This is a genomic window from Mycobacterium sp. NGS49, from assembly GCF_059812565.1.
Map to the genome: position 1 here is coordinate 16,155 of NZ_JCALCX010000007.1, position 25,006 is coordinate 41,160.

The window sequence follows — 25,006 nt, forward strand, 5'->3', positions numbered from 1 at the left end:
CGGTCGAAAGGCTGCGAGGGATTCTGCGTCCGCCCGTGCGTGTCGCGGCGGCCCCCGCGAATCTGCTGGTAAATCATGACGTCCCCGTATCGATGCGCGACGGTGTGGTCCTGCGAGTCAATGTCTTTCGGCCCCCCGGTAAGGGGCCGTTTCCGGTGCTCATGTCGGCCCACCCGTACGGCAAGGACAGATTGCCCAAGCGCAGGTGGCGCGGGTGGAGTCTCAATCCGCAGTTTCACGTCATGCGTCAAACTGGTCCATTCGACATCTCCAGCCAAACCAGCTGGGAAGCGCCGGATCCGGTCTGGTGGCTTACGCATGGATACGCCTTTGTCAACGCCGACCTACGCGGTGCCGGCAACTCCGGCGGCGCTGGAGCGCCGTGTTCCGATCAGGAGGCCCAGGATGTCTACGACCTGATCGAGTGGGCCGGCGTGCAACCGTGGTCCAACGGCAGCGTCGGCATGCTCGGTGTGTCGTACTTGGCGATTGCGCAATACAAGGCGGCCGCGCTGGCCCCGGACAGTCTCAAGGCGATCTGCCCCTGGGAGGGATTCACCGATGCCTACCGAGACCTGTTCGCCCCAGGTGGAGTGGTCGAGAACGGCTTTTCGCGGATCTGGCAGATCGGCATCAAACATGTCATGCGCACCACCGAGGACATAGCAGCGCAGCGCAGGGACCACCCCCTTCGGGACCAGTGGTGGCAGTCGCTGGTACCCGACCTCGGCAAGATCGAGGTTCCGATGCTCGTCTGCGCCAGCTTCTCAGACCACAACCTGCACAGCAGGGGCTCTTTCCGTGCGTTCGAGAGGGTCAGTGCGACAGACAAATTCGCTTACACCCACCGAGGCGGAAAATGGGCGACTTTCTACAGCGACGAGGCACGGCGAGCCCAGCTGAACTTCTTCGATTGTTACCTGACGCACCGGGACGTGCCAAAACCGCCGCCGGTCCGACTCGAGGTGCGTGAGCGCGGCGACACTATTGCCGAGATTCGTACCGAGCAGGAGTGGCCCTTGGCGCGCACGCAATGGCGCGATCTCTACCTTGGCGACAACGGCCGGCTGGGTGTGGTGCCGCCGACGGCCGACGGAGCGGTCACCTTCCACACCCGTCGGCGTGCAGCGGCGTTCACTTTTGCCGTCGACGGTGAGCTGGAACTCACCGGCCCGATGAGCGTGGCGCTCTGGGTGTCGGTTGACGGCGCCGACGATGTCACGATTTTCGTCGGAGTGGAGAAGTGGATTGGCGAGCAATGGATTCCGTTCGAAGGATCCTACGGCTACGGGCGGGAACGGGTTACCACGGGATGGCAGCGCGCGTCCTTGCGTGAACTCGATCGACAGCAGTCCACCCCCTGCGAGCCGGTCCACACATTCATGCGCCCACAACCTCTTTCACGTGGCGAAGTCGTCCCCCTCGAAATCGCACTTGGGCCGTCGGCCACCGTGTTTCACGCCGGCGATCAGATTCGGCTTCTCATCGCCGGTCGGCAACTCGCTCCACGCAATCCGTTGTACGGCTCATTTCCTGCCCGGTACGTCCCCGGTCCACCCGCGCGGTGCACCCTGCATTGGGGATCCGACCGACGCGCACGGCTGCGGGTGCCCGTTATCCCCAGAGACGCTGCGCGCTGACCTCCGGTCTTCAGGACCGCCGAAACGTCAGGGCGCGGGCGCGCGGGCGGAACTTTGGCGTCGGTAAGAACTCGACCCGCATCTCCGGGTCCGCGGCCTTCGCCAGAGCGATGAAGGCCGAAGGACTGTACGCACGCAGATGGCTGATGAGGGCATCATGGGTGACCGCGCGGATGGCCGCAAACGGTCGCACGCGCCAGGCGACGATGAGAGGTATGACGAGCGGCACCGCCAACAGAGCCGGGGATGGCCACCGCATGATGTCGACGACAAGGAATACCTTGCCGACGCGGGTGGCCTCGGCGATCGCCCTGGCCGCGACCGACGGCGGCAGATGATGGAACGCGTAGGCGAAGACGACCAGGTCGTAGCTATTGTCGGGATCGTCGATGCCGGTCGCGTCGAGGACCTTCGCTCTCACGCGCGGGTCGCGTCCAAGCGGACCGCGGGCGACGTTGTGCACCGAGTGCGCGTCGATGTCGGAGATTGTCAGCGCGGCGGTCGGGTGTTGCCGCAGAATCTGCTCCGAGAGGCGGCCATGACCGGCGCCGAGTTCAAGAACGCGCGGCTTTTCGATTCCGGCAACCAGATCGACGACGTATCGAGCGATCGTCCGGTGGGTGCCGTTGCGGGTACCCATGTTGTCGAGCGCGGTGATGACGTACTGCTTGGTTTGGTCCGGGACGTCGTAGCGGTCGGTGTACTCCAGAATGCTGGTTTGCAGCCGCCGGTCCAGCCATGACGAATCCGGGCCACCGCGAGGCATCGAACCGATAGCAGAGAGTGCTGACACGGTCATCTCGGGCCTTTCCGATCTCAGTTGTCATTGCAGCGAAGTGCTATCCGCCGTTTCCGCCGGTGCCGCCTGCACCGCCGGCACCGCCGAAGGACATTGCGTTCGGATCCGGGTATCCCTCGGTGCCGGCGACTCCTGGCGTGCCGGGCAGCCCCGGATCCCCGGGACCGCTCTTACCGGCGCCACCGGTTCCCCCCGCTCCACCGGTTCCGCCGGTGCCGCCATGGCTTTCACCACCAGGCTGGTTGCCATCCCCGTTGCCCCCGTAACCGCCCTGACCGCCGGTGCCGCCCACGCCGCCTACACTGCCGCCGTCTCCGCCGTTTCCGCCGTCCCCGCCGGATCCACCCGGGCTGCCGTCGTCCAGTCCGATGCCGCCCGTGCCGCCGGCCCCGCCGGTCCCACCGGCCCCTCCGCTATGAAGTCCCATGCCACCCGCGCCGCCTTCACCGCCATTCCCGGCGGGCCCGCCGTTGCCACCCCAGGGCACCCCCGACCCGCCGCTGCCACCGGCCCCGCCGGTCCCGCCGGCACCGCCAGTCTGGGAACCTCCGCCGCCCGCGCCGCCCGCGCCGCCGTTGCCGCCGGCCCCGCCGTTGTTGTGGTGAATGCCGTATGCCGGTGAACCATCGCCGCCGGCCCCTCCGGCACCGCCGGGGGAGGTGGCACCCGCCGTGCCGTTCGCACCGGCAGTGAGCCCCGTCCCGCCGGTGCCTCCGGCGCCAGCGGCACCCGCATCGCCCCCTTTGCCCCCGTTGCCGCCGTTGTGGCCGGCATCCTGGTCCGTGTTGCCGGCATTGCCCCCGTTGCCGCCGCGGCCCGGTGTTCCGCCGGCGCCGCCGTCCCCGCCCGTGCCGCCATCGCCCTGGGCGCCGTGGTTGCCAACGGTCGCGGTGCCGCCCGCTCCGCCGTTTCCGCCCGTTCCGCCCTTTCCGCCGTTGCCGCCGGCTCCTCCGTTCTGACCTGTACCCCCGTTGCCGCCGTTGGTGCCGTCACCACCGTAAGCGCCGTCGACGCCGTTGCCGCCGGCACCGCCGTTGCCGGCATTGCCCCCGGCTCCGCCCTGCCCGCCGTTGCCACCATGAGCGCCCGCCGCCCCGCCGGTCCCGCCGTCACCGCCGGTGCCACCATCGCTTCCGTTGCCGCCGCTGTCGCCTGGATTGACGCCGCCGAGGCCCGAGGCGCCTGCGTCGCCGTTGCCACCCCTTCCGCCGTTGCCGCCGTTACCTACCAGCCCGCCGTCGCCGCCGTTCCCGCCCCGAGCGCCGTTACCGTCGAGACCCGGGGCGCCGGCTCCACCAACTCCGCCGTTTCCGCCACTGGTGGGTGTCGCACCGGTTGCGCCCGCGATGTTGCCGGAACCACCGGCGCCGCCGGCGCCGCCGGCGCCCGGGTTACCCCCGTGTCCGCCGTCGCCGCCAATTCCTCGATTGATAAGGGTGGAGCCGTCACCGCCGGCGCCGCCGTCGCCAGCAATGCCGCCGCTGCCGCCGGCACCGCCAGCGCCGCTGTGGCTGCCCAGCGGTCCGATCCGGAGATCCCCGCCAGTCCCCCCGGCGCCCCCGTGGCCGCCGAGACCGCCGTCGCCCCCGGCGCCTCCAGTGGAGCCAAACCAACCAAGACCACCGGCGCCGCCCGTGCCTCCGATGCCGCCGACGCCGCCGGCCCCACCGTCACCCCACAGAATCCCGCCAGACCCGCCAACCCCTCCGGCTCCACCGGTTCCCCCGGGGCCGCCCGGGCCGGCGGGGGCGATGAGGGTGCCGCCAATGCCGGGAGTGCCGGGAGCTCCCAGGCCTCCGGCGCCACCTGCGCCGCCGAGACCGAACAATCCTGCGTGGCCGCCGTTACCGCCCAACCCGCCGGAGATGTCCGTGCTGGTAGCAGCGCCTCCTGTGCCACCGGTACCCGCGTCACCCCACAACCAGCCGCCGTTGCCGCCCGTCCCGCCGGTCCCGCTGCTGGATCCGCCGGCACCACCGGCACCGCCGTTGCCAAACCACAGGGCGCGGCCTCCGGTGCCGCCGAACCCGCCCTCGACGCCGCCGGATCCGCCGGCGCCGCCGTTACCCCACAGCCAACCGCCGCTACCGCCCGCACCTCCGGAAGCATTGGCACCTCCGGCTGCGCCTGCGCCGCCGCTACCAATCAGCCCGGCAGCACCGCCCGCACCGCCGGTCATTCCGGGATTGGTGCCGGCAGCGCCGTTGCCGCCGTTGCCGATGAGCAGCCCGCCGGCGGCGCCGGCCTGCCCCGGTGCCGATCCGTTTGCGCCGTCTCCGATGAGCGGGCGGCCCAGCAGCTTCTCGGTAGGGGCATTGATCAGGGCCAGGAAATCACGCTCCAAGGTCTGCAGGGGCGAAGCGTTGATTGCCTCTGCGGCGGCGTAGGAGCTTCCCGCATTTGTCAGCGCGCGCACGAACCGGTCGTGCAGCCGCACTGCCTGGGCGCCGAGAACTTGGTAGTCGCAGGCATGCGAAGCGAACAGGGCGGCAATGGCCGCCGAGACTTCATCGGCGCCGGCGGCAGCAATAGCGGTGGTTCTCGCTGCCGCGACCGAATTGGCTTCGCGGATAGCCGCACCGATGCCTGACAGGTCCTCGGTTGCGGCTGCCAGATATTCGGGCGCCACGTTTACAAACGACATCGCGTTCCTTCCGCCGATGTGCGAGACAAGTGATGCGCCGCCGTGAAATACGGGAAGCTCCGGTGTGAGTAACACGCTGCTCACAGGGCGCTCTAGCAGCGTGCGGCCTGCGCAGCGTGGCGTCCAGTAGAACGTTTCGAACCAAAAAGTCGGCTCCACAGGACATTTCGGAGCTTTCGGACGGTAAGTTGCAGTGGTGGGCGCTACTTCGGTCGTCCGGCCGGCGCAACGTGCGTTGACTCTCCCGAAGACGACGTGAGCCGTGATGCCGTCACACGGTTTCTTGCAGGGCGTACAAGGGTTGCGATATCTCGCACGATTCCGTTCAGGGGCGCAACGGGCGTCGCGATCGACGATGCCGCACGCGGGTTTCTGCGCCCGACCCATTACACTTATTACGCGAATTGTCACGCCCCGTGCTCCTGGTTGCGTACCCGCGCGAGGTGCGGAAGTCACTGACGCAGGCATATCGGAGGGAGGCCGATGACCGCCGCAAGCGATGACGTCTGGGAAGTGATGTCGACCGCGCGCACTATCCGCCGGTTCACCGACGAGCAGGTCGATGATGCCACCCTGACCCGTTGCCTGGACGCGGCAAGGTGGGCGCCGTCGGGTGCCAACGCGCAGGGCTGGCGTTTCATCGTCCTGCGGTCACCGGAGATGCGTGCGGTGGTGGCCAGGGCCGCGGCGCAGGCGCTAGCGGTGATCGAGCCCGTATACGGCATGAGTCGCCCTGTTCCCGGTGACGATAGCCGCCAGGCCCGCAACAACCGCGCCACCTACGAACTACACGACCGGGCAGGGGAATTCACCTCTGTGCTGTTTGCCCAGATCCACTATCCGACGGCGTCCGAACTGTTGTTGGGCGGATCGATCTTTCCTGCAATGCAGAACTTTCTTCTCGCGGCCCGCGCTCAGGGGCTCGGTGCCTGCATGACGAGTTGGGCCTCCTACGGCGGTGAGCCGCTATTGCGGAAAGCTGTTGGGATTCCCGATGATTGGCTGTTGGCAGGTCACATCGTAGTCGGCTGGCCGAAGGGCGGGCACGGACCGGTGCGGCGACGCCCGCTGGCCCAAGCCGTCAACCTCGACCACTGGGGTGAGCCATTCCCCGCGCGGAGTTAGCCGAGCGTCTGATGAACCACCTGGCCGCGTTCGCGATGGATTCCTCGACAGGCTCTGGTGTCCAACCGAGTTCGCGCTCGGCTTTACTGTGGTCCAGCGGCGACATGAGGTCCGCCATCCGCGCCCCGACGTAGGCCATCGGCAGGTCACGGTTGAACAGCCGCGCGGCCAGGTCGTTGATGCGGGAGACCGCATACATGACACTCATCGGGATCGGGATACGCGGCGGGCGCCGGCCGACGGCTCGAGCCGCGATCTCATGTACCTCCCGGGTGCTCAGGTAGCGGTCCGAGATGATGTAACGCTCCCCAACCCGTCCGTTGTCCGCCGCGAGAAGCATTGCACGGGCGGCGTCTTCGATCCCGACAATCTCGGAGGAGAAGCCCATGTAGAACGGGAACCGGCCGGCGGCAACCTGGGCGATCAGCGAGCCGTGCGGGGTCGGCGCCCAGTCCAGTGGCCCGTAGGTGGTGGAAATGCACATCGCGACCGCAGGTAGGCCCTTTTTGCGAGCGTAGTGCAGCACGAGATCCTCGGCGGCCACTCGCGACGCGATGTAGGGGCCACCGTCGTCCCAGTTGTGCGGTTCCTCTTCGGTGACCGGGCGGCGATCATTGATGGCCAATGTCCCTGTACTGCTGGTGAAGACGAACTTGCGTAGATCGGCCTGCGCTGCCGCGTCGAGCACATGGCGCAGTCCCTCGACGTTGGTGCGGAACAGGGGAGCCGGGTCGCGCAGCCACATCCGTGCATCTACCACGCAATAATAGACGACGTCGCAGCCTGCCATAGCATCACGCAGCGTCGCGTCGTCGAACACGTCTCCGTAACGGCGCTCGACGTCGAGGTCATCGAATCCTTTGGTGGAGCCGGTCTTTCGCACCATGACCCGCACGTCTTCGCCGGACTGCACTAGTTGACGGGTGACATGGGAGCCCAGAAAGCCGCTGGCGCCTATGACGAGCTTTTTCATCGCGCCTCAGCGGCCCAACCTGCGTGCCAAAATCGCCCCGGCATCACGAACCTGAGGCGAAATACGCACCGAGAAAAGCGGATTGAAGACATCTTCGCGTAGCCGGGTGAGCGTCGAGGACTTGATCAGCCAGCGCCCGTCCACCTTCTCGTAGGTCTCGTGATAGTGCCCGCGCCCGACGAGATTGATGCCGGGGCTCAGCCGAACCACGTCCTCGAGCGCCCAAACACCGGTTGCCGTCGTCTCCGAGGTCAGCTCGATCTCCGGCGCATGCACCTGATGCGCGGTGGGCTGGGACGGCTTGCCGAGCGTGCCGCGCACGAAGGCCACGAATTCGTCGGCTCCGCTGATCAGCTTCCCGCCGGCTGCGGACGTGTCGCTGACGAAGTCGTCGGTGAACAGTTGCCGCCAGTCATCCCAGCGCTTGGTGTCCAGGTAGCGGCAATATCGGGCCTTGAGCCGCTTGATCGCCTCGATCTCCCAGAGCGCGGCTGCGGTATCCGGCATGCGGGCCCTCCGTAGGTCGTAGGCACATTTCGAGATTACTACTTCCACCAAAGAGAATGTTATTCTCGCTAGGTAATCGTGACGGGAGGCGGCCGGGATGCTGTTGGAGTTTGATGCTGATCAGCGGCTGTGGCAGGACACGGTGCGCGACGTCGTCACCAAGCAGTGCCCGCCAGCGCTGGTTCGCAGCGTCGCCGAGGACGGCGCCGACATCGAACCTCTCTGGAAGCTGTATCGACAGCTCGGCTGGACCGAGCTGAACGATCCGTCCAGCGCGGTGGAGCTGGCGATCGTGCTGGAAGAGCTCGGGCACGCCACCGATCCCACCCCGTTCCTGGCGACCATGAGCCAGTTCGCACCGCTGGCCGGTGACCGGTTCGACCCGAACCAGTCCGGCACCGCCGTCTATGGCGGGGTGTCCGCGCGCCGCGATGCCGACGGCTGGGTGCTGGACGGCACCGCCCGTCACGTGCTCGACGGCGACCGGGCCGAGCGCGTCGCGGTGGTCACCGAAGCCGGGGTATTCCTCACCGACGCGAGCCAGGTGTCCGCACGCCGCGAATCGGTATTCGACCCGGTGCTGCATGTGGCGGATCTTTCGTTCCACGACGTTCGGGTCCCCGACCGTGACCGGATGACGGTGGACCGCGAGCGGGCCCACCAGATCGCCCTGACCGGCATGGCCCTGACGATGGTCGGCGCGTGCCAGCGCATCCTGGACCTGGTGCTCGAACACGTCCGCAGCCGACACCAGTTCGGCGTCCCCATCGGCTCGTTCCAGGCCGTTCAGCACAAGGCGGCCGACATGCACGTCGCGGTGCAAAGAGCCAGGGCGCTGGCCTATTTCGCCGCGCTGACCATCTCCGCCGACGACCCGCGCCGCCGACTGGCCGCGGCGATGGCCAAGGCCTCGGCCGGGGAGTGCCAGTCAATGGTGTTCCGCCACGGGATACAGCTGCACGGGGCAATGGGATTCACCTGGGAGAACGACCTGCAGTTCGCGCTCAAGCGCGCCAAGGCGGGCGAGCTGATGCTCGGAGGCGCGGCCGAACACCGGGCGCGGATCGCCGAGGAGTACCGTGCAGCTGACTTTTGACAGCGACGTCGAGGAGTTCCGTGCCGAGTTCGCCGCCTTCCTCGACGAAAACCTCCCTGCGGCAGGCGAAACGGTCGAGCGACCGCGCTCGGTGTCGCACATGCCCGGTTGGGCGCGCCGTTGGCAACGGCTGCTCTTCGACAACGGCTGGCTGCTGCCCACCCAGCCCCCGGAGTTCGGCGGGCGCGATGCGACGGTGCTGCAGCAGTACGTTTACCTCGAGGAATTGTGCCGCCGGCGGATCTATCACAGCTTGAATCCTCAGGGTGTCAATATCGTTGCGGCATCGCTGATCTCGTTCGGCAGTGCGGAGCAGAAACGGCGCTGGGCGGTGCCGATCCTGCGTGCCGAGATCACTGCGTCGCTGGGTATGAGCGAGCCGAGCGCGGGTTCCGACCTGGCATCGCTGCGCACCCGGGCGGTGCGCAGCTCCGATCCGCAAGGCGACTACTTCGTCGTCAACGGGCAGAAAGTCTGGACCTCCGGCGCCCACGACGCCGACGTGTTGCTGACGTTCGTGCGCACGGATCCCGACGCGCCGAAACATAAGGGCATCAGCGCGTTACTGATTCCCACCGACACCGAGGGTGTGGTGCGGCGTCCATTCGCGTCGATCTGCGCCGCCGATGATCTGGACTTCAACGAGGTGTTCTTCACCGACGCCAAAGTGCCGGCGGAGAACCTGGTCGGCGAGCTCAACCAGGGCTGGCGGGTAGCCAACGGCTCGCTGGGCCACGAACGCACCATGATGTGGCTCGGGTTCGCCGACCGCATGGACAACATGCTCGCCGACTTCCGCCCCGGCAATGAGCTCGATCGCGACCAGTACGCGACGACGATCATGGACAAGCAGGCGCTACGGCTGCTCGGGTCGGTGGCGCTGGCCCGGGCTTCGCGCGACGAAGACGACACGGCGGCGATCTCGGTGCTGAAACTCCTTGGCTCCGAAGCGGAATTGCGGATCAGCGAACACGCGCTGGAGGCCGCCGGTGGCGACGGTCTTGTTCATCCGGGGCTCACCGGGCCGTATGCGCCGATGAACCTGGACCACTATTTCGCGAGCTGGTTCGAGCGCTACGCACGGAGCTTCTCCGGCACCATCGCCGGGGGCACTTCGGAGATTCAGCGCAACATCATCGCCCAGCGCATCCTCGGCCTGCCGCGGGGCTGAGTTTTCCCGCGAGCAGACGCAAAATCGCACAATCGCGCGCGATTTTGTGCGATTTTGCGTCTGCTCGCGTTAGGAGATCTGCGCGGGTTCCTTTCGCTCGGTAATGGGCCGGGCGAGTCCCTGCTCGTCACAGATCCGCTGCAGCTTCTCCAGCGTTTCGTCCAAGCCGGCGCCAAGGCGGGGTCCGGGCGAGAAGGTGGCCGGCAGTTTGCGCATGCCCTGAATCACGCCGATGGTCTCGTAATGCACGGTGCCCTCGGGGTCGCAGCGGTAATCGGGCATCCGGTCGAGCACGGCGTTGAGCATCGACTTGAACACCGTGCGCGCCACGTTAGACCCGATGCAGCGGTGCACACCGATACCGAAGCTGAAGTGCCGGTTGCCCTTCCGATCCATGATGACCGTGTCGGGGTCGTGGAAGACCCCCGGGTCACGGTTGGCCATCGCCCACGAGATCCACAGCCGCTCGCCTTCTTTGAAGTGCGTGCCGTCCAGTTCGGTGTCGTCGGAGAAGGTGCGGCCGTCACCGGGTGCCGGGGTGAAGTAGCGCAGGAACTCTTCGGTCGCCGGATCGAGCAGCGTGGCGCGCTCCCGCCGGAGCCGCTCCCGCTGTTCGGGATTTTCCGAAAGCCATTCCAGGGAATGCGCCGTCAGTGCTGTCGTGGTGTCGAAACCGCCACCGATGATGAGGCCGAGGTTGCCGAGGATCTCCAGATCGGGTGCCGGCTCGCCGTCGATCCGCATCTGCAACAGCGCATTCACCAGACCGGGTCGCGGGTTCTCCCGAATCTCGATCATGGTGTTGACCATGTCGAGTCCCATCTGCCGGTGCATCTCGGTGACCCGTTCGATGTCGGGAGAGTGCTCAGGGGTGTACACCGCGGCGTGCACGGGCTCGCTGTACAGGTTCCACTTCTGCAGCGGGATGCCCAGCATGGCCAGGGTCAGCACGGCCGGAACGATATTGGCCAGGTCGTCGACGAAATCGATTCGGCCGCTTTCGATCCTCTCGTCCAGGCAGGCGCGGGTCACGTCGTCGATGACCGGCTCCCAGCGCTTGACCGCGGCCGGCGACAGGTACGGGTTGAGTACCGTGCGATAAGTGCGGTGCTCCGGGTCGTCCATCTCCAGGATGCCGCCGCGTACCACACTGACCCGGCGGGCGGTTGGTATCGAAATGCCTTTGTAGCCGCGGCGTTCGCCGCGGATGTCGTGGTCGTTGGACACCGCGGGGCAACGGGCCAGCTCGAACACCTCGTGGCTGCCCGCGGCAACCCAGTGCCCACCGTAGGTGTCGGTCCACGCCATCGGGCACTTGGCGTGCATCTCCTCGGTGATGGCCTTGAACTGCGAGCGGTAGTCCGCAGAGTGGCGGTCGAAGTGGTAGCTGTTCTTCTTCCGGTCGTCGGCCACGACATCGTCGACGCTCAATACGTTGTCCCCCTGTACATTCAATCGCTGAGGATGATGGCTTGCTCGGGGCAGGACTGCGCCGCCTCGCGGACCTGGTCGAGCTGATCGTCGGGCACCACCTCGCTGACCGCCGACGAACTGCCGTCGATATCGCTGAGCTGGAACGAATCCGGCGCGATCATGGCGCACAAGGTGTGCCCCTGGCAGCGCTGCGGATCAACCCAGACCTTCACGGGACCTCCATCGCTCAGGTATTTCGACCGCCGTTGACACCCAATATCTGGCCGGTGATGTAGCCCGCTTCATCGGAGGACAAGAAGGCACATGCCGCGGCGATGTCCTCGGGCTTGCCGATGCGTCGCACCGGTGTCCGGGCGATGTTCTGCTCGACATCGCCGAGGAACCCCTGGCTCTCGGCGTTGCGAAGCATCGGGGTGTCGATGAAGCCGGGGGGCACGGCGTTGACGGTGATGCCGTGTGGCCCGTACTCGAGCGCCAGTGACTTGGTCAGTCCGTTGACGGCCGACTTGGCCGCCACGTAGTGCGCCATGTACGGCACCCCGGAATGCGTGCTCGACGACGAGATATTGACGATCCGCCCCCAACCGGCGTCCAGCATGTCCGGCAGCACCGCCTGGATCATGTGGAAGACACCGTGCAGGTTGACGTCGATCAGCCGCTGCCAGTCCTCGAACGTGATGTTGGTGAAGCGCTTGAAGCCGTCCAGGCCGGCCGCGTTGACCAGAATGGCGACCGGTCCCAGGCGATCGCGGATTGCCGACAACGCGGCGTCGACCTGCGAGCGGTCGGTGACGTCCGCGGTGTAGCAGAGGTCGTCGTCGGAGGGCTTGAGATCGACGGTGGCGACGATGCGACCATCCGCCCGGAGCCGTTGCGCGACGGCCAGCCCGATGCCGGAGCCGCCACCGGTAACCACTGCGGTCCTCATGGCAGCCAGCTCCAGGACGTCACCCCGCCGATCGCATCCACAAAGAATCTCCCTTACGATTATGAGAATCGTACTCTCGCGCCCAACTTGCCCGCAAGGCTCTCACGAAACGGCCGAAGGCCTGCGGCAATCCACGATGACGTGGGTCCGCTGAGCGGTCGCTCAGCCTGTGACCTGGGCGGTCGGGCGATAGGACTTGCTTGTCTTCTCAACCTACGACTGTAAGATTCGCCGGAGATGAGAATGAAATTATCGTGACCGTCACCACATCCAGCGTGAGGGGCCTATGACAGTGCAGGACGCCGACGTCGGCAAACGGGCCGGGCCCGGCGCTGGGTCCGGTACCGGGCCCGACCGCCGACTGCTGATCGACGGTCGGCTGGTGGCAACCGAGAAGACGTTTCCCTCCACCAATCCCGCCACCGGCGAGGTGCTGGGGTACGCGCCCGACGCCGCCGTCGGGGAGGCCCGGCAGGCCGTCGCCGCGGCCCGCCGCGCCTTCGACACCACCGGCTGGTGCGCCGACGTCGAGTTCCGGATCCGCTGCCTTGACCAGCTGCACCGGGCGCTGCTCGATCGGGCCGAAGAGTTGCGCGACCTGACCATCGCCGAAGTCGGGGCGACCCGGGCACTGACGCACGGCGCCCAGCTCGACGAGCCGATCGGCATCGTGCGGTTCTACGCCGACCTGCTGCGCAACTACGAGTTCTGCGAAGACCTCGGCGATAAAGAGTCGCGCGGCATGCGCCACCACCGGTGGGTGGAGAAAGAAGCCGCGGGAGTGGTCGCGGCCATCATCGCGTACAACTACCCGAACCAGCTCGCCCTGGCCAAGCTGGCCCCCGCGCTGGCCGCCGGCTGCACCGTCGTCCTCAAGGGCGCGCCCGACGCTCCCCTGGTCACCCTCGCTCTCGGTGAGTTGATCGCCGACCACACCGACATCCCGCCCGGCGTCGTCAACGTGCTCAGCTCCTCCGATCCCGCGGTGGGCGAAGCGCTGACCACCAGCGCCGAAGTCGACGTAGTGACGTTCACCGGATCCACGGCGGTCGGGCGCAAGATCATGGCCGCGGCCAGCGGCACCGTCAAGCGCGTCTTCCTGGAACTGGGCGGCAAGTCCGCGGTGATCATGCTCGACGACGCCGACTTCGCCGGCGCGGCCATGTTCGCCGCGTTCAGCATGGTGACCCACGCCGGCCAGGGCTGCGCGCTGACCTCCCGGCTGCTGGTGCCCAAGCAGCACCACGACGAAATCGTCGAATTGATCAAGCAGAACTTCGCCAAGGTCCGGCACGGCGACCCGGCTGATCCGAAAACCTATATGGGACCGTTGATCAACGAACGTCAGCGCGACAAGGTCGACGGCATGGTCCAGCGGGCCGTCGCCGCGGGTGCCACGTTGGTGACCGGGGGCAAGCGGTTGGATCCCGGCTTCTTCTATGCGCCGACGCTGCTCACCAACGTCGACCCCGACAGCGAGATCGCCCAGGACGAAGTGTTCGGGCCGGTCCTGGTGGTGATCGGGTTCGACGGCGACGATGACGCGGTGCGTATCGCCAACAACTCGATCTACGGTCTGGCCGGCGCGGTCTTCAGCCGCGACCAGGACCGCGCCCTGTCGGTGGCACGCCGGATCCGGGCCGGCTCGTTTTCGGTCAACGGCGGCAACTACTTCGGCGCCGACAGCCCCTTCGGCGGCTTCAAGCAATCCGGTGTCGGTCGGGAGATGGGCGTGGCCGGGCTCGAAGAATTCCTCGAAAGCAAGACTTTCGCGGTCCCGGTGCCCGCTTCCGAAGGAGCCAGGGCATGAAACCGCTCGACGGCATCAGGGTGCTTGAAGTCGCCATGTACGGGTTCGTCCCCTCGGCGGGTGCGGTGCTCGCCGAATGGGGCGCCGACGTCATCAAGGTCGAACACGCGGTGACCGGCGATCCGCAGCGGGGACTCCGCCAAACCGGAATGCTGCGTGTCGAAGGCGACCCCAACCCCAATATCGAGCACGCCAACCGCGGCAAGCGCAGCATCGGCCTGGACATGTCGGTACCCGAAGGCAAGGAGGTGCTCTACGAGCTCGCGCGCCGTTCCGACGTGTTCCTCACCAGCTTCCTGCCCGACCATCGACAGAAATTCGGCATCGACGTCGACGAGATCAGGGCGGTGAACCCGAGCATTGTCTACGCGCGCGGTAGCGCACTCGGGCCACGCGGAAATGAAGCGACCAAGGGCGGCTACGACATGACCGCCTTCTGGTGCCGCGCCGGCACCGCGGCCACCATCACCCCGATGGGCTATGAGGGGATGATCAATCCGCCCGGACCGGCCTACGGCGACACCATCTCCGGCACCAACCTCGCCGGCGGCATCGCCGCCGCCCTGCTCAAACGTGAACGCACCGGCGAAACCGCGGTCGTCGACGTCTCGTTGCTGGGCAGCGGGCTGTGGTCGCTCGGGCACACGGTTGCGCTGACCAAACACCTCGGTCAGCTGATGCAGGCCCCGCCCCCGGGTATCCACGGGTCACCGATCAATCCCCTGGTGGGCGTGTATCCCACGTCCGACGGCCGGTACATCTCCTTGGTGATGATGCAGCCCGGCAAATTCTGGGCCGACGTCTGCCGGCATATCGATCGTGCCGACCTCATCGACGACCCGCGTTTCGCGACCGGCGAGACCATCGCCGCCAACACGGCGGATGCGGTGGAGATCTTGACCAAGGTCATCGCAACCCGCACTCTTGCCGAGTGGAGCGAACGCTTTGCGACGCTTGCGGGACCATGGGCGCCGGTGCAGGACACCCTGCAAGCGGCCGACGACGCGCAGATCCGGGCGAATGAATACCTGGTGCGTGCAGGCGAACTCGAATTGGTCGCCAACCCGGTCCAGTTCGATGTCGCCGCCCCGCAGACCGGGCCGGCACCCGGTTTCGCCGAACAGACCGACGAGATTCTGCTGGAATTGGGGCTCGACTGGGACCGCATCATCGAACTCAAGACCGCAGGCGCGGTCACCTAGGACCGGCGAGAGCGATGATGTCTGCGCAGATAACGGTTGTGCGATTTCCATTCCCCCCGGACGCGGCATGAGTCATAATCGCCGAACGCTCCCAGGGTTGGCGCGCGGGCCGCTGACATGGACTGGAAGCGGCAGCTCACGCGACCGAACGGAGAATTGCGGCGTGAGGATGGTAGCGCCTGGTGGGGGGGCCGGAACGCCGCGGCCACAGCGCATCACTGCGCTTGTCGCCCGAAACCTTCTGGCGCGCAACACTATCGGGAGAGGACCCCAGGCCGATGGCGAGTAAGGGAGCGGAGCGCTGGACACCCGGCATCGTGCTGGGTCGTGGTTCCAAACCCATGGAAGCCGTCGGCGCGCTGTTCGCCATGTCGGCCGATGCCATCAAGTTCGCATTCCGCCGGCCCGTTCAGTGGCGTGAGTTCTTGGAGCAGTCCTGGTTTGTCGCCCGTGTTGCGCTCGCCCCGACCTTGTTGGTGGCCATCCCGTTCACGGTCCTGGTCAGTTTCACCCTGAACATCCTGTTGCGGGAACTGGGCGCTGCCGACCTCTCGGGTGCGGGCGCGGCCTTCGGTGCGGTGACTCAGGTCGGCCCCCTGGTTACCGTGTTGATCGTCGCGGGCGCCGGCGCCACGGCGATGTGCGCGGACCTGGGATCCCGGACGATCCGCGAAGAGATCGACGCCATGGAGGTCTTGGGTATCAACCCGATTCAGCGGTTGGTGACCCCTCGCATGCTGGCCTCCGGTCTGGTCGCTTTGCTGCTGAACAGCCTGGTCGTCATCATCGGGATTCTGGGTGGCTACATTTTCTCGGTGTACGTGCAGGACGTGAACCCTGGCGCTTTCGCGGCGGGCATCACCCTGTTGACCGGCGTGCCAGAGGTGATCATCTCTTGTGTCAAGGCAGCGCTTTTCGGCCTGATCGCCGGGTTGGTGGCGTGTTACCGGGGGCTCACTATAACCGGTGGCGGCGCCAAGGCGGTCGGCAACGCCGTCAATGAGACGGTGGTCTACGCGTTCATGTCACTGTTCGTGGTCAATGTGGTTGTGACCGCTATCGGTATCCGAATGTCGGCCAAGTAGGCGCCAGCGAGAACCATGCGTCCGATACGCCAAAGGAGGTGTAAGCACACACGGTGGCGCTGCGAGCTGTCTACCCGCGCCTGACGCGGCAACTCCAGAGACCGGTCGGCAGTCTGGGCCGAATCGGTGATCACACCCTGTTCTACGGTAGGGCGCTCGCCGGTATCCCCTTCGCGGTCAGCCGATACGGGCGGGAGATCGTTCGTCTCATTGCCGAAATCAGCATGGGTGCGGGCACTTTGGCGATGATCGGCGGCACCTTGGTGATCGTCGGGTTCTTGACGCTGGCCGCGGGCGGCACCCTGGCGGTCCAGGGATACAGCTCACTCGGCAACATCGGCATCGAGGCCCTGACCGGTTTCCTGGCGGCCTTCATCAACGTGCGCATCGCAGCGCCGATCGTCGCGGGCATCGGCTTGGCGGCCACCTTCGGCGCCGGAGTGACCGCCCAACTCGGTGCGATGCGGATCAACGAAGAAATCGATGCGTTGGAATCCATGGCGATTCGACCGGTCTCGTATCTGGTCAGCACCAGAATCGTGGCCGGCATGCTGGCCATCACGCCGCTGTACAGCATCGCCGTAAGCCTGTCGTTTCTCGCCAGCCAGTTCACCACCGTGATCCTGTTCGGCCAGTCCGGCGGCCTGTATCAGCACTACTTCACGACCTTCCTCAACCCGATCGACCTACTGTGGTCCTTCCTGCAGGCCGTGCTGATGGCCATCACCATCTTGCTGATCCACACCTATTACGGCTTCTTCGCATCGGGTGGCCCGGCGGGTGTCGGCGTCGCCACCGGCAACGCGGTGCGAACCTCGCTGATCGTGGTGGTCTCGGTGACCCTGCTGATCTCCTTGTCCATCTACGGTTCCAACGGCAACTTCAACCTGTCGGGCTAGCAGGAGGTGAAAACCAGTGGTCACACATGTTCCGGCGGGCCGGCATAGCCCCAGCGCCCGGGGCCGGTCACACCATTCCGGCCGGCCGAAGCCCCGTGCTTACGTGCGCCCACTGGTGGGGCTGGCGACCGTCGTCGTCATCCTGACGATCGTCGCCTTGGCAGTCGGGTTGTTCCGCAGCGATTTCACCGAAAGTGTGCCGGTGACCGTGGTGTCGCCGCGCGCCGGGCTGGTGATGAACCCCGAAGCCAAAGTGAAGATGCGCGGCGTGGTGGTGGGCAAGGTCGAATCCATCGAGGAGCGCCCGAACGGTGAGGCGGTCCTGCACCTCGCGATGCAGCCGTCGGCGATGCATCTCATTCCGGGCAATGTGCTCGTCGACATCGCGTCGACAACGGTATTCGGCGCCAAGTTCGTGGAACTGATTCCCTCTGACGAGCCCGCGCGTCAGAGCCTGCAAGCGCATCAGGTGCTCGCAGGCAAGAGCGTCACCGTCGAGATCAACACGGTGTTCCAGCAGCTCACCAATCTGTTGTCCAGCATCGATCCCGCCAAGCTCAACGAAACGCTGGGCGCCATCGCGTCGGCCGTGAACGGCCGTGGCCACAAGATCGGGCAGGCCTTGTCGGACCTGAATGCTTTTCTCGCCAAGCAGGACCCGGCGCTGCCCGCACTGAACCACGACCTCGCGGTCCTGCCCGTGGTGAGCAACGCGTACGCCGACGCCGCGCCGGATCTCATCGGGTCGGCCGAGAATGCGATCAGGATCAGCAAATCCATCGTCGAAGAGCAACAGAACCTGGATGCGTTCCTGATCAGCTCAATCGGCTTGGCGGACATCGGCAATGAGGTGATCGGCGGCAACCGGCAGGCGTTGACCGACGTGCTGCATCTGCTGTTGCCGACCACCGATTTGACCAACGAGTACCACCAAGCGCTGTGGTGCGGGCTTTCCGGCTCGCTGGTGAACCTGCATGCTCCCAACCTGCCGGAGCCGATGATCAAGGTGTTGGTGTTCCTCGGTTTCGGCGCCGAACGCTACCGTTATCCGAGCAACCTGCCCAAAGTCGCTGCGACCGGCGGTCCCCAGTGTCACACGCTGCCCGTTGTGCCGTTTGACGTCGCGCCGCCGTTCGTGGTGGCCGACGTGGGCGCCAACCCGCAGGAGTACGGCAACCCGCAGCTGCTGCTGAACTCAGACGCGCTCAAACAACTGCTCTACGGTCCGATCGACGGTCCGCCGCGCAACACCATGCAAATTGGACAACCCGGATGACCAACTCACGCGGGATGATCATCAAGTTCGGCTCCTTCGCGCTGGTCATGGTGCTGTTGACCGTGTTCCTGTTCTTCATCTTCGGCCAGTACCAAACGGGTTCGACCACCGAGTATTCCGCGCTCTTCACCGACGTATCGCGGCTCAAGCAGGGCCAGACCGTGCGGGTCGCCGGCGTCCGGGTGGGCACCGTGAACAGCGTCGAATTGCGGGCGGACAAGAAGGTTCTGGTCAAATTCGACGCCAGCCGCGATGTGGTGCTCACCGGTGGCACCCGCGCGGTGATCCGCTACCTGAACCTGGTCGGTGACCGCTACCTCGAACTGCTCGACGGGCCGGGCAACACCAAGCCGCTGCCGGGTGGCTCGGAGATTCCGATCGACCGCACCGCGCCGGCGCTTGACCTTGATCTGCTGCTGGGTGGGCTGAAGCCGGTGACCAAGGGCCTCAAGGCCGAAGACGTCAATGCGCTCAGCGCGTCTCTGATCGAGGTTTTCCAGGGCGAGGGCGGCACCCTGCAGTCGCTGCTGTCCAAGACGTCGTCGTTCTCGAACACGTTGGCTGACAACGGCGAAACGGTGCAGGCCCTGATCGACAACCTGAACACGGTGGTGGGCACCGTCAACGCGGAGGGTACCAAGTTCTCCGGCGCCATCGATCGGCTGGAGCGGCTGATCAGCGGACTGTCCTCGGACCGCGACACGATCGGCGCCGCGATCACCGCTCTGGACAACGGAACCGCTTCGATCGCGGACCTGCTGGTCCGTGCCCGTCCGCCGTTGTCCGGCACGATCGACCAGTTGAATCGGCTGGCCCCGCTGCTGGACAAAGACAAGAACCTGCTGGACATCTCGCTGAAGAAGTTGCCCAACAACTACCGAAAGCTGACCAGGCTCGGCTCCTACGGCGCCTGGTTCCCCTACTATCTGTGCGGTCTCGCGCTGCGGGTTTCCGATCTGCAGTACCGAACGGTAGAGGTGGGCGTCACCCACCAGGTCACCGGAAGGTGTGCTGAGCCCGATGCTTAAGTACCGCGGAGCGCAACTCATTCGAGCCGGATTCATCGGCGTCGTGTTGATAGTGCTGGTCATCGCCGTCGGGCTGTCGCCCGACCAGTTGCTGCAACGGGCTACCACGGTCCGGTACCAGGCGGTGTTCGCCGATGCCGGCGGGCTGGTGACCGGCAATGACGTGACGGTGTCGGGGATCAAGGTCGGCAGCGTGTCAGGGATGTCGCTGCAGGGCGGGGACGTCCTGGTGACGTTCACCGTGAAAGGGGCGGTCGCGCTCGGGTCGGCCAGTACCGCCCACATCCGCACCGGTTCGCTACTGGGCCAGCGGGTCTTGACCGTCGAATCCACCGGCAGCGGCAACATGCGCCCGATGGCGGTCATCCCGCTGTCGCGTACCTCCTCGCCCTACTCCTTGTCCGAGGCCGTCGGTGACCTGGCCACCGACATCGCGGGAACCAACACCGACACGCTCAACCAGTCCCTGGACACGCTGTCGAACACACTGAATCAGATTGCGCCGCAGTTGGGACCGACGTTCGACGGGGTGACCCGGCTCTCGGCAACCCTGAACGACCGCAATCAGACCCTGAGTCAATTGCTCAAGGGCGCGGCCGACGTCACGCACATCCTCTCCGAGCGCAGTCAGCAACTGAACACGCTGATCCTCAACGCCGACGATCTGCTGTCGATGCTGGTGGAGCGGCGGCAGGCGATCGTGCGCCTGCTCGCCAGCACGTCCGCGGTGGCCAAGCAGCTGTCCGGCCTGGTCCATGACAACGAGGCCAAGCTGGCCCCGACGCTGAGGAAGCTGAACTCGGTCACGGCCATGCTGGAAGACAACCGTGACAATCTCGCCAAAGCGTTGCCGGGATTGGCGAAATATCAGTTGACGCAGGGCGAGACGGTGTCCAGCGGGTTCTACTACAACCCGTTCATCCCTAACCTGTTCACCCTGCAGTTCTTCCAGTGGCTGATCGACTACGCCTTCGGCTTCCGTGCCTACGGTGCGCCGGGACAACCGCCGGACAACGCGGGCCCGCGCGCACTGCTGCCGTTCCCGTTCAACCAGAACCCGGGAGGGTCGCGATGAAGCGACTCGAGTCCATCCTGCGCAGCAGGCTGCAGATCGGCCTGGCGATCGTGTTGGCGATTCTTGTGGTGGTGGGCGCCGCTGTCGCCATCCGCAACACGTTCTTCCGGCCCACCACGATCATCGCCTACTTTCACACCGCCACCGCCATCTATCCCGGTGACGACGTGCGGGTGTCGGGCCTGAAGGTCGGGACCATCGAGTCGATCCGGCCGGCGGGCACCCAGGCCAAAATGGTGATGCACGTCGATCACGGCATCAACATTCCGGCGGACGCCAAAGCGGTGATCGTCGCCCAGAACCTCGTTGCCGCCCGCTATGTCCAGCTCACGCCCGCCTACCGCTCCGCCGGCGCGGTCATGACCGATGGTGCCGTGATTCCGGTCAACCGGACGGCGACTCCCGTCGAATGGGACGAGATCAAAGACCAATTGATGAAGCTGGCAACCGATTTCGGGCCCAATAGCAGGGTGTCGACACCGTCGGTGTCGCGGTTCATCGATGCCGCCGCCAACGCACTGGGCGGCAACGGTGACAAGCTGCGCCAGACATTGGCCCAATTGTCGGAACTGGCACGGATTTTCGCCAACGGTAGCGGCAACGTGGTCGACATCATCAAGAATCTGCAGACTTTCGTCGGAGCCCTGCGAGACAGCAACGTCCAGCTCGTGCAGTTCAACGATCGGCTGGCCACCCTCACCACCGTGCTCGACGACAACAGGGACACCCTGGATGCGGCGCTGACGGACTTGTCGAGCGCGGTCGGCGAGGTACAGCGGTTCATTGCGGGCAGCAGGGACCAGACCGCCGAGCAGATCGCCCGGCTGGCCGATCTCACCCAGATCCTGGTCGACAACAAGATGGCCCTGCAGAACGTGCTGCACGTGGCGCCCAACGCAATCGCCAACGCCTACAACGACTATGACCCCGATGTCGGCAACGTACGCGGCGGCGTCGGCGTCCAGAATCTCAGCAACCCCACGAATGCCTTCTGTTCGCAGATCGGCGCGCTGGAGAACGTCACGTCGGTGGAGACCGGCAAGTTGTGCGGCCTGTATCTCAGCCCCGCCTTGAAGGTGTTCAACCCGCTGACCTTCTTCAACTTCAACTATCTGCCGATTCCGGTGAACCCGATCCTGGCCCCGGCATTCGACCCGAAGAACGTCGTGTACACCGAGCAACGGCTGGCGCCGGGCGGCGAAGGCCCGAAGCCGACGGCGCCCGAGTTGCCGCCGGCGGTCTCGGCATACACCGGCTTGCCGGGCGACACCCCCGAGGCGCCGCCGCCACCCGGTCCACCCGCACGGATACCGGGAGCCGCCATGCCGGAGCCGCCGCCGCCGAGTGTGCCGCCGGAACCGGCCCCGGCCCCGCAGAGCGTGCCGGAACTGCTGCTGCCCGCCGAGAGGCCGCAATCATGATGCGGCGCATTCGCATGATGCTGGGCATCGGATTGTGCGTCACGCTCACCGCAACCGGGTGCGCGTTCAGTGGTCTGAATTCCCTGCCACTGCCGGGCGCGGTGGGACGCGGCCCGGGCTCCGGCGTGTACCACGTCGAGGTCGCCAATGTCGGTACGCTGGAAGCTAATTCGCCGGTGATGATCAACGACGTGATCGTCGGCAGCATCCGGAAGTTGTCGGTCCGGGGCTGGCACGCCGATGTCGAGGTGTCGGTGCGGCCGGGTGTGGTGATTCCGGCCAATGCGGTGGCCAGCGTCGGGCAGACCAGCCTGCTGGGATCTATGCACCTGCAGTTGAATACGCCCCTGGGTCAGGAGCCGAGCGGTCGGCTGCAACCGGGCGCCACCATCCCGCTCAACCGGTCGTCGACCTACCCGTCGACCGAGCAGACCCTGTCCTCGCTGTCGGTGGTCCTCAATGCCGGAGGGCTGGGGCAGATCGGGGACATCATCAACAACTTCAATGCCGCGCTGTCGGGCCGGGCCGGCGATGTCCGCGATCTGCTGAACCGGCTGGACCGGTTCGTGGGCACATTCGATGCGCAGCGGGACAACATCGTGGCGTCGGTGCAGGCGCTGAATCGGCTTGCCGGCACGCTGGCCGGTCAACGGGACGTGATCACCCAGGCGCTGAACAAGATTCCGCCGGCGCTGGATGTGCTCAACCGGGAGCGGCCCCGGCTCACCACCGCGCTGAACAAGCTCGGAACGTTCAGCAACACCGCCACCAGGCTGGTCAACGACGCCGGCACCGACCTGGTGAACAACCTGAAGAATCTCGAGCCGACCATCAAGGCCCTCGCCGACGTGGGACCCGATCTGGATGCCGCCCTTGCCTATGCGCCGACGTTCCCCTTCACCCAGGGGTTCATCGACCGCTACGTCCGCGGCGACTTCGTCAACGGGTACTTCATCATCGACCTCACCAACGCCGGTTTGCGCAAGAGCATCCTGCGCGGCACCCACTGGGAACGGATTGGCGCCGAGGGTGTGCCCGCGCCGGGCGATCCGGAGTATCTGCAGTTCCGGTTCGGCGCGCCGGGGGCACCGGGTTCGTACCTGCCGGGACCGCCGCCCGCGGGCGCGCCGGTGTCTCAACAGATGCTGCCCGGTCCGCTACCGGCCGGCCCGGATCAGAGCGCGCCACCCAGCGGTCTGCCGCCGGCGGTGGCACCGGCGGAGGGGAATGGCTAGATGCTGACCCGCTTCATCCGTATCCAGTTGGCCATCTTCGCGATCGTGGGAATCATCGGCCTGTTCGTGATGGTCATCTACTACGTACAGGCGCCGACGCTGCTCGGGATCGGCAAGATGACCGTCACCCTCGAATTGCGCGAGACCGGAAACCTTTACCGCTTCAGCAATGTCACGTATCGCGGTGTGCAGATCGGCAAGGTCACCGCCGTGGAGTTGACCGAGCGCGGCGCGAAAGCGACCATGCGGCTTGATACTTCGCCGAAGATTCCCGCGGACCTGGACGCGGAGGTGCGCAGCATCTCCGCCGTGGGGGAGCAGTACGTCGACCTGCTGCCCCGAACCGACTCGCCGCCCTACCTGCACGACGGTTCGGTGATCGCCAAGAAGGACACGAAGACACCGCAGCCGATCGGACCCGTGCTGGACCAGACCAGTGCCCTGCTGAACAGCATCCCGCGGGGCAAGCTCACTCAATTGCTCGACGAGTCGTTCAAGGCATTCAACGGCGCCAGTTACGATTTCGGGTCCCTGTTCGACTCCTCGGCGCAGATCTCGGGTGACCTCAACGGTGTAGCAGACCCCGCGCGCAGGCTGACCGAGGACACCGGGCCGTTGCTGGACAGCCAGGCGCAGACCGCCAACTCGATCCGTCGGTGGGCGCACAGCCTCGCCGGATTCACCGGCCAGCTCGCGACCAACGATCCGCAGGTGCGCACCCTGCTGGAAAACGGGCCGGAAGCCCTCAACGAGGCTTCGCGGCTGTTGGACCAGATCAAGCCGACGCTGCCGGTGCTGCTGGCCAACCTGACCACGATCGGCCAGATCGGGGTGACCTACCACGCTTCGCTCGAGCAGGTACTGGTGTTGCTGCCACCGTTCACCGCCGCGATCCAGTCCTTCCTGGGCACCAAGAGCCCGACCGGGTTGGCCACCGGCGCTTTCAATCTCATAATCAGCGACCCGCCCGCTTGTACGGTCGGCTTCCTACCGCCGAGCCAATGGCGTTCGCCGGCCGACACCACCACCATCGACACGCCCGACGGCCTGTACTGCAAGCTGCCACAGGATTCGCCGATCGGGGTGCGCGGTGCCCGCAACTACCCCTGCATGGGACACCCTGGCAAGCGGGCGCCCACCGTCGAAATCTGTGACAGCGATAAGCCATTCATGCCGCTGGCGATGAGGCAGCACGCGTTCGGAACCTACCCGCTGGACCCCAACCTGCTGGCCCAGGGCATCCCACCGGACGACCGGGTCAACCAGAATCGCGAGCGAATCTTCGGACCGATAGAGGGAACACCACTGCCGCCCGGAGTGGTGCCCCCGCCGGCGGGTACGCCGGCCGCACCGGGCATCACCCCGCAGGCGCCGATGGGTCAGGTGGCCTCCATCGCGCCGCTTGACCTGGGCTCCACCCCGGCGCCGCCGCCGGCCGCCGCTGCGCCCAATCCGGCACCGTCAGCTGCTCCGAGCGCGTTCGGCCGCAACGGATTACCGCCCGGCCCGTCGGTGGCATTCGCTCAGTACAGCCCCGAGACCGGGAGTTACGTCACCCCGGACGGGCAGGTGTTCCGTCAGACGGATCTGGTGGCATCGAAGGCGCCCAAGACGTGGAGGGACATGTTCGCCATCTGACGGTGGCGCGGGCGGCCGGG

21 protein-coding genes are annotated in these 25,006 nt (G+C 66.2%); 14 read left to right on the plus strand and 7 right to left on the minus strand.

Features of this window, described 5'->3' with window-relative positions; translation table 11 throughout:
• Positions 1-92 precede the first annotated feature (92 nt).
• Positions 93-1,640 (plus strand): CocE/NonD family hydrolase, encoded by a 1,548-nt coding sequence (locus AC5Y7D_RS08810; protein ID WP_499923565.1) that lies wholly within the window; start codon positions 93-95, stop codon positions 1,638-1,640.
• A gap of 10 nt (positions 1,641-1,650) precedes the next feature.
• Here the strand turns inward: AC5Y7D_RS08810 and AC5Y7D_RS08815 are convergent, their stop codons facing one another.
• Both AC5Y7D_RS08815 and AC5Y7D_RS08820 read right to left on the minus strand, forming a co-directional pair.
• The gene (locus AC5Y7D_RS08815) at positions 1,651-2,439 is read right to left on the minus strand and encodes a class I SAM-dependent methyltransferase (protein WP_499923253.1); all 789 of its coding nucleotides are present in this window, start codon (positions 2,437-2,439) and stop codon (positions 1,651-1,653) included.
• A gap of 40 nt (positions 2,440-2,479) precedes the next feature.
• Positions 2,480-5,083, minus strand: coding sequence for a PE family protein (locus AC5Y7D_RS08820; protein WP_499923255.1), 2,604 nt, complete (start codon positions 5,081-5,083; stop codon positions 2,480-2,482).
• Positions 5,084-5,566: 483 nt separating this feature from the next.
• Here AC5Y7D_RS08820 and AC5Y7D_RS08825 point away from each other — a divergent pair, with 483 nt between their 5' ends.
• On the plus strand, positions 5,567-6,208 hold the full coding sequence (locus AC5Y7D_RS08825) for a nitroreductase family protein (protein ID WP_499923256.1): 642 nt from the start codon (positions 5,567-5,569) through the stop codon (positions 6,206-6,208).
• On the opposite strand, the gene AC5Y7D_RS08830 is transcribed toward AC5Y7D_RS08825, so the two are convergent.
• Entirely contained in the window at positions 6,165-7,181 is a 1,017-nt protein-coding gene (locus tag AC5Y7D_RS08830; protein ID WP_499923257.1) for an NAD-dependent epimerase/dehydratase family protein, read from the minus strand. The genes AC5Y7D_RS08825 and AC5Y7D_RS08830 overlap by 44 nt on opposite strands.
• 6 nt (positions 7,182-7,187) lie before the next feature.
• The gene (locus tag AC5Y7D_RS08835; protein WP_499923258.1) at positions 7,188-7,688 is read right to left on the minus strand and encodes a nuclear transport factor 2 family protein; all 501 of its coding nucleotides are present in this window, start codon (positions 7,686-7,688) and stop codon (positions 7,188-7,190) included.
• A 97-nt stretch (positions 7,689-7,785) separates the two neighbouring features.
• On the opposite strand from AC5Y7D_RS08835, the gene AC5Y7D_RS08840 reads away from it, so the two are divergent.
• Complete coding sequence (locus AC5Y7D_RS08840) at positions 7,786-8,784, plus strand: acyl-CoA dehydrogenase family protein (protein WP_499923259.1); 999 nt, start codon at positions 7,786-7,788, stop codon at positions 8,782-8,784.
• Entirely contained in the window at positions 8,768-9,955 is a 1,188-nt protein-coding gene (locus AC5Y7D_RS08845; RefSeq protein ID WP_499923261.1) for an acyl-CoA dehydrogenase family protein, read from the plus strand. Before AC5Y7D_RS08840 ends, AC5Y7D_RS08845 begins: the two co-directional genes overlap by 17 nt.
• Before the next feature lie 69 nt (positions 9,956-10,024).
• Here AC5Y7D_RS08845 and AC5Y7D_RS08850 read toward each other — a convergent pair whose 3' ends face one another.
• Genes AC5Y7D_RS08850 through AC5Y7D_RS08860 form a run of 3 tightly spaced genes read right to left on the minus strand, consistent with a single transcriptional unit; the run spans position 10,025 to position 12,317 of the window.
• Positions 10,025-11,386, minus strand: coding sequence for a cytochrome P450 (locus AC5Y7D_RS08850; protein WP_499923568.1), 1,362 nt, complete (start codon positions 11,384-11,386; stop codon positions 10,025-10,027).
• 20 nt (positions 11,387-11,406) lie between these two features.
• The gene (locus AC5Y7D_RS08855; protein ID WP_499923264.1) at positions 11,407-11,601 is read right to left on the minus strand and encodes a ferredoxin; all 195 of its coding nucleotides are present in this window, start codon (positions 11,599-11,601) and stop codon (positions 11,407-11,409) included.
• A gap of 14 nt (positions 11,602-11,615) precedes the next feature.
• Positions 11,616-12,317, minus strand: coding sequence for an SDR family NAD(P)-dependent oxidoreductase (locus AC5Y7D_RS08860; protein ID WP_499923266.1), 702 nt, complete (start codon positions 12,315-12,317; stop codon positions 11,616-11,618).
• A gap of 286 nt (positions 12,318-12,603) precedes the next feature.
• Between AC5Y7D_RS08860 and AC5Y7D_RS08865 the strand changes: the two genes are divergently transcribed.
• The 10 genes from AC5Y7D_RS08865 to AC5Y7D_RS08910 all read left to right on the plus strand — a co-directional run bounded on the left by AC5Y7D_RS08865 (position 12,604) and on the right by AC5Y7D_RS08910 (position 24,986).
• Positions 12,604-14,127 carry an aldehyde dehydrogenase family protein gene (locus AC5Y7D_RS08865; protein ID WP_499923269.1) on the plus strand — a complete coding sequence of 508 codons (1,524 nt, stop codon included), beginning with the start codon at positions 12,604-12,606 and terminating at the stop codon, positions 14,125-14,127.
• On the plus strand, positions 14,124-15,329 hold the full coding sequence (locus tag AC5Y7D_RS08870; RefSeq protein ID WP_499923270.1) for a CaiB/BaiF CoA transferase family protein: 1,206 nt from the start codon (positions 14,124-14,126) through the stop codon (positions 15,327-15,329). The genes AC5Y7D_RS08865 and AC5Y7D_RS08870 overlap by 4 nt, the downstream gene beginning before the upstream one ends.
• Positions 15,330-15,607: 278 nt before the next feature.
• Positions 15,608-16,414: an MlaE family ABC transporter permease gene (locus AC5Y7D_RS08875; RefSeq protein WP_499923272.1), complete on the plus strand. Its 807-nt coding sequence runs from the start codon at positions 15,608-15,610 to the stop codon at positions 16,412-16,414.
• A gap of 53 nt (positions 16,415-16,467) precedes the next feature.
• Positions 16,468-17,313, plus strand: coding sequence for an MlaE family ABC transporter permease (locus tag AC5Y7D_RS08880; RefSeq protein WP_499923276.1), 846 nt, complete (start codon positions 16,468-16,470; stop codon positions 17,311-17,313).
• Between the two features lie 16 nt (positions 17,314-17,329).
• Positions 17,330-18,589 (plus strand): MCE family protein, encoded by a 1,260-nt coding sequence (locus AC5Y7D_RS08885; protein WP_499923279.1) that lies wholly within the window; start codon positions 17,330-17,332, stop codon positions 18,587-18,589.
• Positions 18,586-19,617, plus strand: coding sequence for an MCE family protein (locus AC5Y7D_RS08890; protein WP_499923281.1), 1,032 nt, complete (start codon positions 18,586-18,588; stop codon positions 19,615-19,617). The genes AC5Y7D_RS08885 and AC5Y7D_RS08890 overlap by 4 nt, the downstream gene beginning before the upstream one ends.
• Positions 19,610-20,692, plus strand: coding sequence for an MCE family protein (locus AC5Y7D_RS08895; RefSeq protein WP_499923282.1), 1,083 nt, complete (start codon positions 19,610-19,612; stop codon positions 20,690-20,692). Before AC5Y7D_RS08890 ends, AC5Y7D_RS08895 begins: the two co-directional genes overlap by 8 nt.
• Positions 20,689-22,113, plus strand: coding sequence for an MCE family protein (locus AC5Y7D_RS08900; protein WP_499923283.1), 1,425 nt, complete (start codon positions 20,689-20,691; stop codon positions 22,111-22,113). The genes AC5Y7D_RS08895 and AC5Y7D_RS08900 overlap by 4 nt, the downstream gene beginning before the upstream one ends.
• Positions 22,110-23,348, plus strand: a complete 1,239-nt coding sequence (locus AC5Y7D_RS08905; protein WP_499923285.1) for an MCE family protein — start codon at positions 22,110-22,112, stop codon at positions 23,346-23,348. The genes AC5Y7D_RS08900 and AC5Y7D_RS08905 overlap by 4 nt, the downstream gene beginning before the upstream one ends.
• On the plus strand, positions 23,349-24,986 hold the full coding sequence (locus AC5Y7D_RS08910; protein ID WP_499923286.1) for an MCE family protein: 1,638 nt from the start codon (positions 23,349-23,351) through the stop codon (positions 24,984-24,986).
• Positions 24,987-25,006 lie beyond the last annotated feature (20 nt).

Coding starts and splice junctions, on each gene's coding strand:
- AC5Y7D_RS08910 (WP_499923286.1), top strand. CDS start 23,349: ATGCTGACCCGCTTCATCCGTATCCAGTTGGCCATCTTCGCGATCGTG.
- AC5Y7D_RS08865 (WP_499923269.1), top strand. CDS start 12,604: ATGACAGTGCAGGACGCCGACGTCGGCAAACGGGCCGGGCCCGGCGCT.
- AC5Y7D_RS08810 (WP_499923565.1), top strand. CDS start 93: ATGCGCGACGGTGTGGTCCTGCGAGTCAATGTCTTTCGGCCCCCCGGT.
- AC5Y7D_RS08895 (WP_499923282.1), top strand. CDS start 19,610: ATGCTTAAGTACCGCGGAGCGCAACTCATTCGAGCCGGATTCATCGGC.
- AC5Y7D_RS08905 (WP_499923285.1), top strand. CDS start 22,110: ATGATGCGGCGCATTCGCATGATGCTGGGCATCGGATTGTGCGTCACG.
- AC5Y7D_RS08870 (WP_499923270.1), top strand. CDS start 14,124: ATGAAACCGCTCGACGGCATCAGGGTGCTTGAAGTCGCCATGTACGGG.
- AC5Y7D_RS08900 (WP_499923283.1), top strand. CDS start 20,689: ATGAAGCGACTCGAGTCCATCCTGCGCAGCAGGCTGCAGATCGGCCTG.
- AC5Y7D_RS08835 (WP_499923258.1), bottom strand. CDS start 7,688: ATGCCGGATACCGCAGCCGCGCTCTGGGAGATCGAGGCGATCAAGCGG.
- AC5Y7D_RS08825 (WP_499923256.1), top strand. CDS start 5,567: ATGACCGCCGCAAGCGATGACGTCTGGGAAGTGATGTCGACCGCGCGC.
- AC5Y7D_RS08830 (WP_499923257.1), bottom strand. CDS start 7,181: ATGAAAAAGCTCGTCATAGGCGCCAGCGGCTTTCTGGGCTCCCATGTC.
- AC5Y7D_RS08815 (WP_499923253.1), bottom strand. CDS start 2,439: ATGACCGTGTCAGCACTCTCTGCTATCGGTTCGATGCCTCGCGGTGGC.
- AC5Y7D_RS08860 (WP_499923266.1), bottom strand. CDS start 12,317: ATGAGGACCGCAGTGGTTACCGGTGGCGGCTCCGGCATCGGGCTGGCC.
- AC5Y7D_RS08840 (WP_499923259.1), top strand. CDS start 7,786: ATGCTGTTGGAGTTTGATGCTGATCAGCGGCTGTGGCAGGACACGGTG.
- AC5Y7D_RS08890 (WP_499923281.1), top strand. CDS start 18,586: ATGACCAACTCACGCGGGATGATCATCAAGTTCGGCTCCTTCGCGCTG.
- AC5Y7D_RS08875 (WP_499923272.1), top strand. CDS start 15,608: ATGGCGAGTAAGGGAGCGGAGCGCTGGACACCCGGCATCGTGCTGGGT.
- AC5Y7D_RS08820 (WP_499923255.1), bottom strand. CDS start 5,083: ATGTCGTTTGTAAACGTGGCGCCCGAATATCTGGCAGCCGCAACCGAG.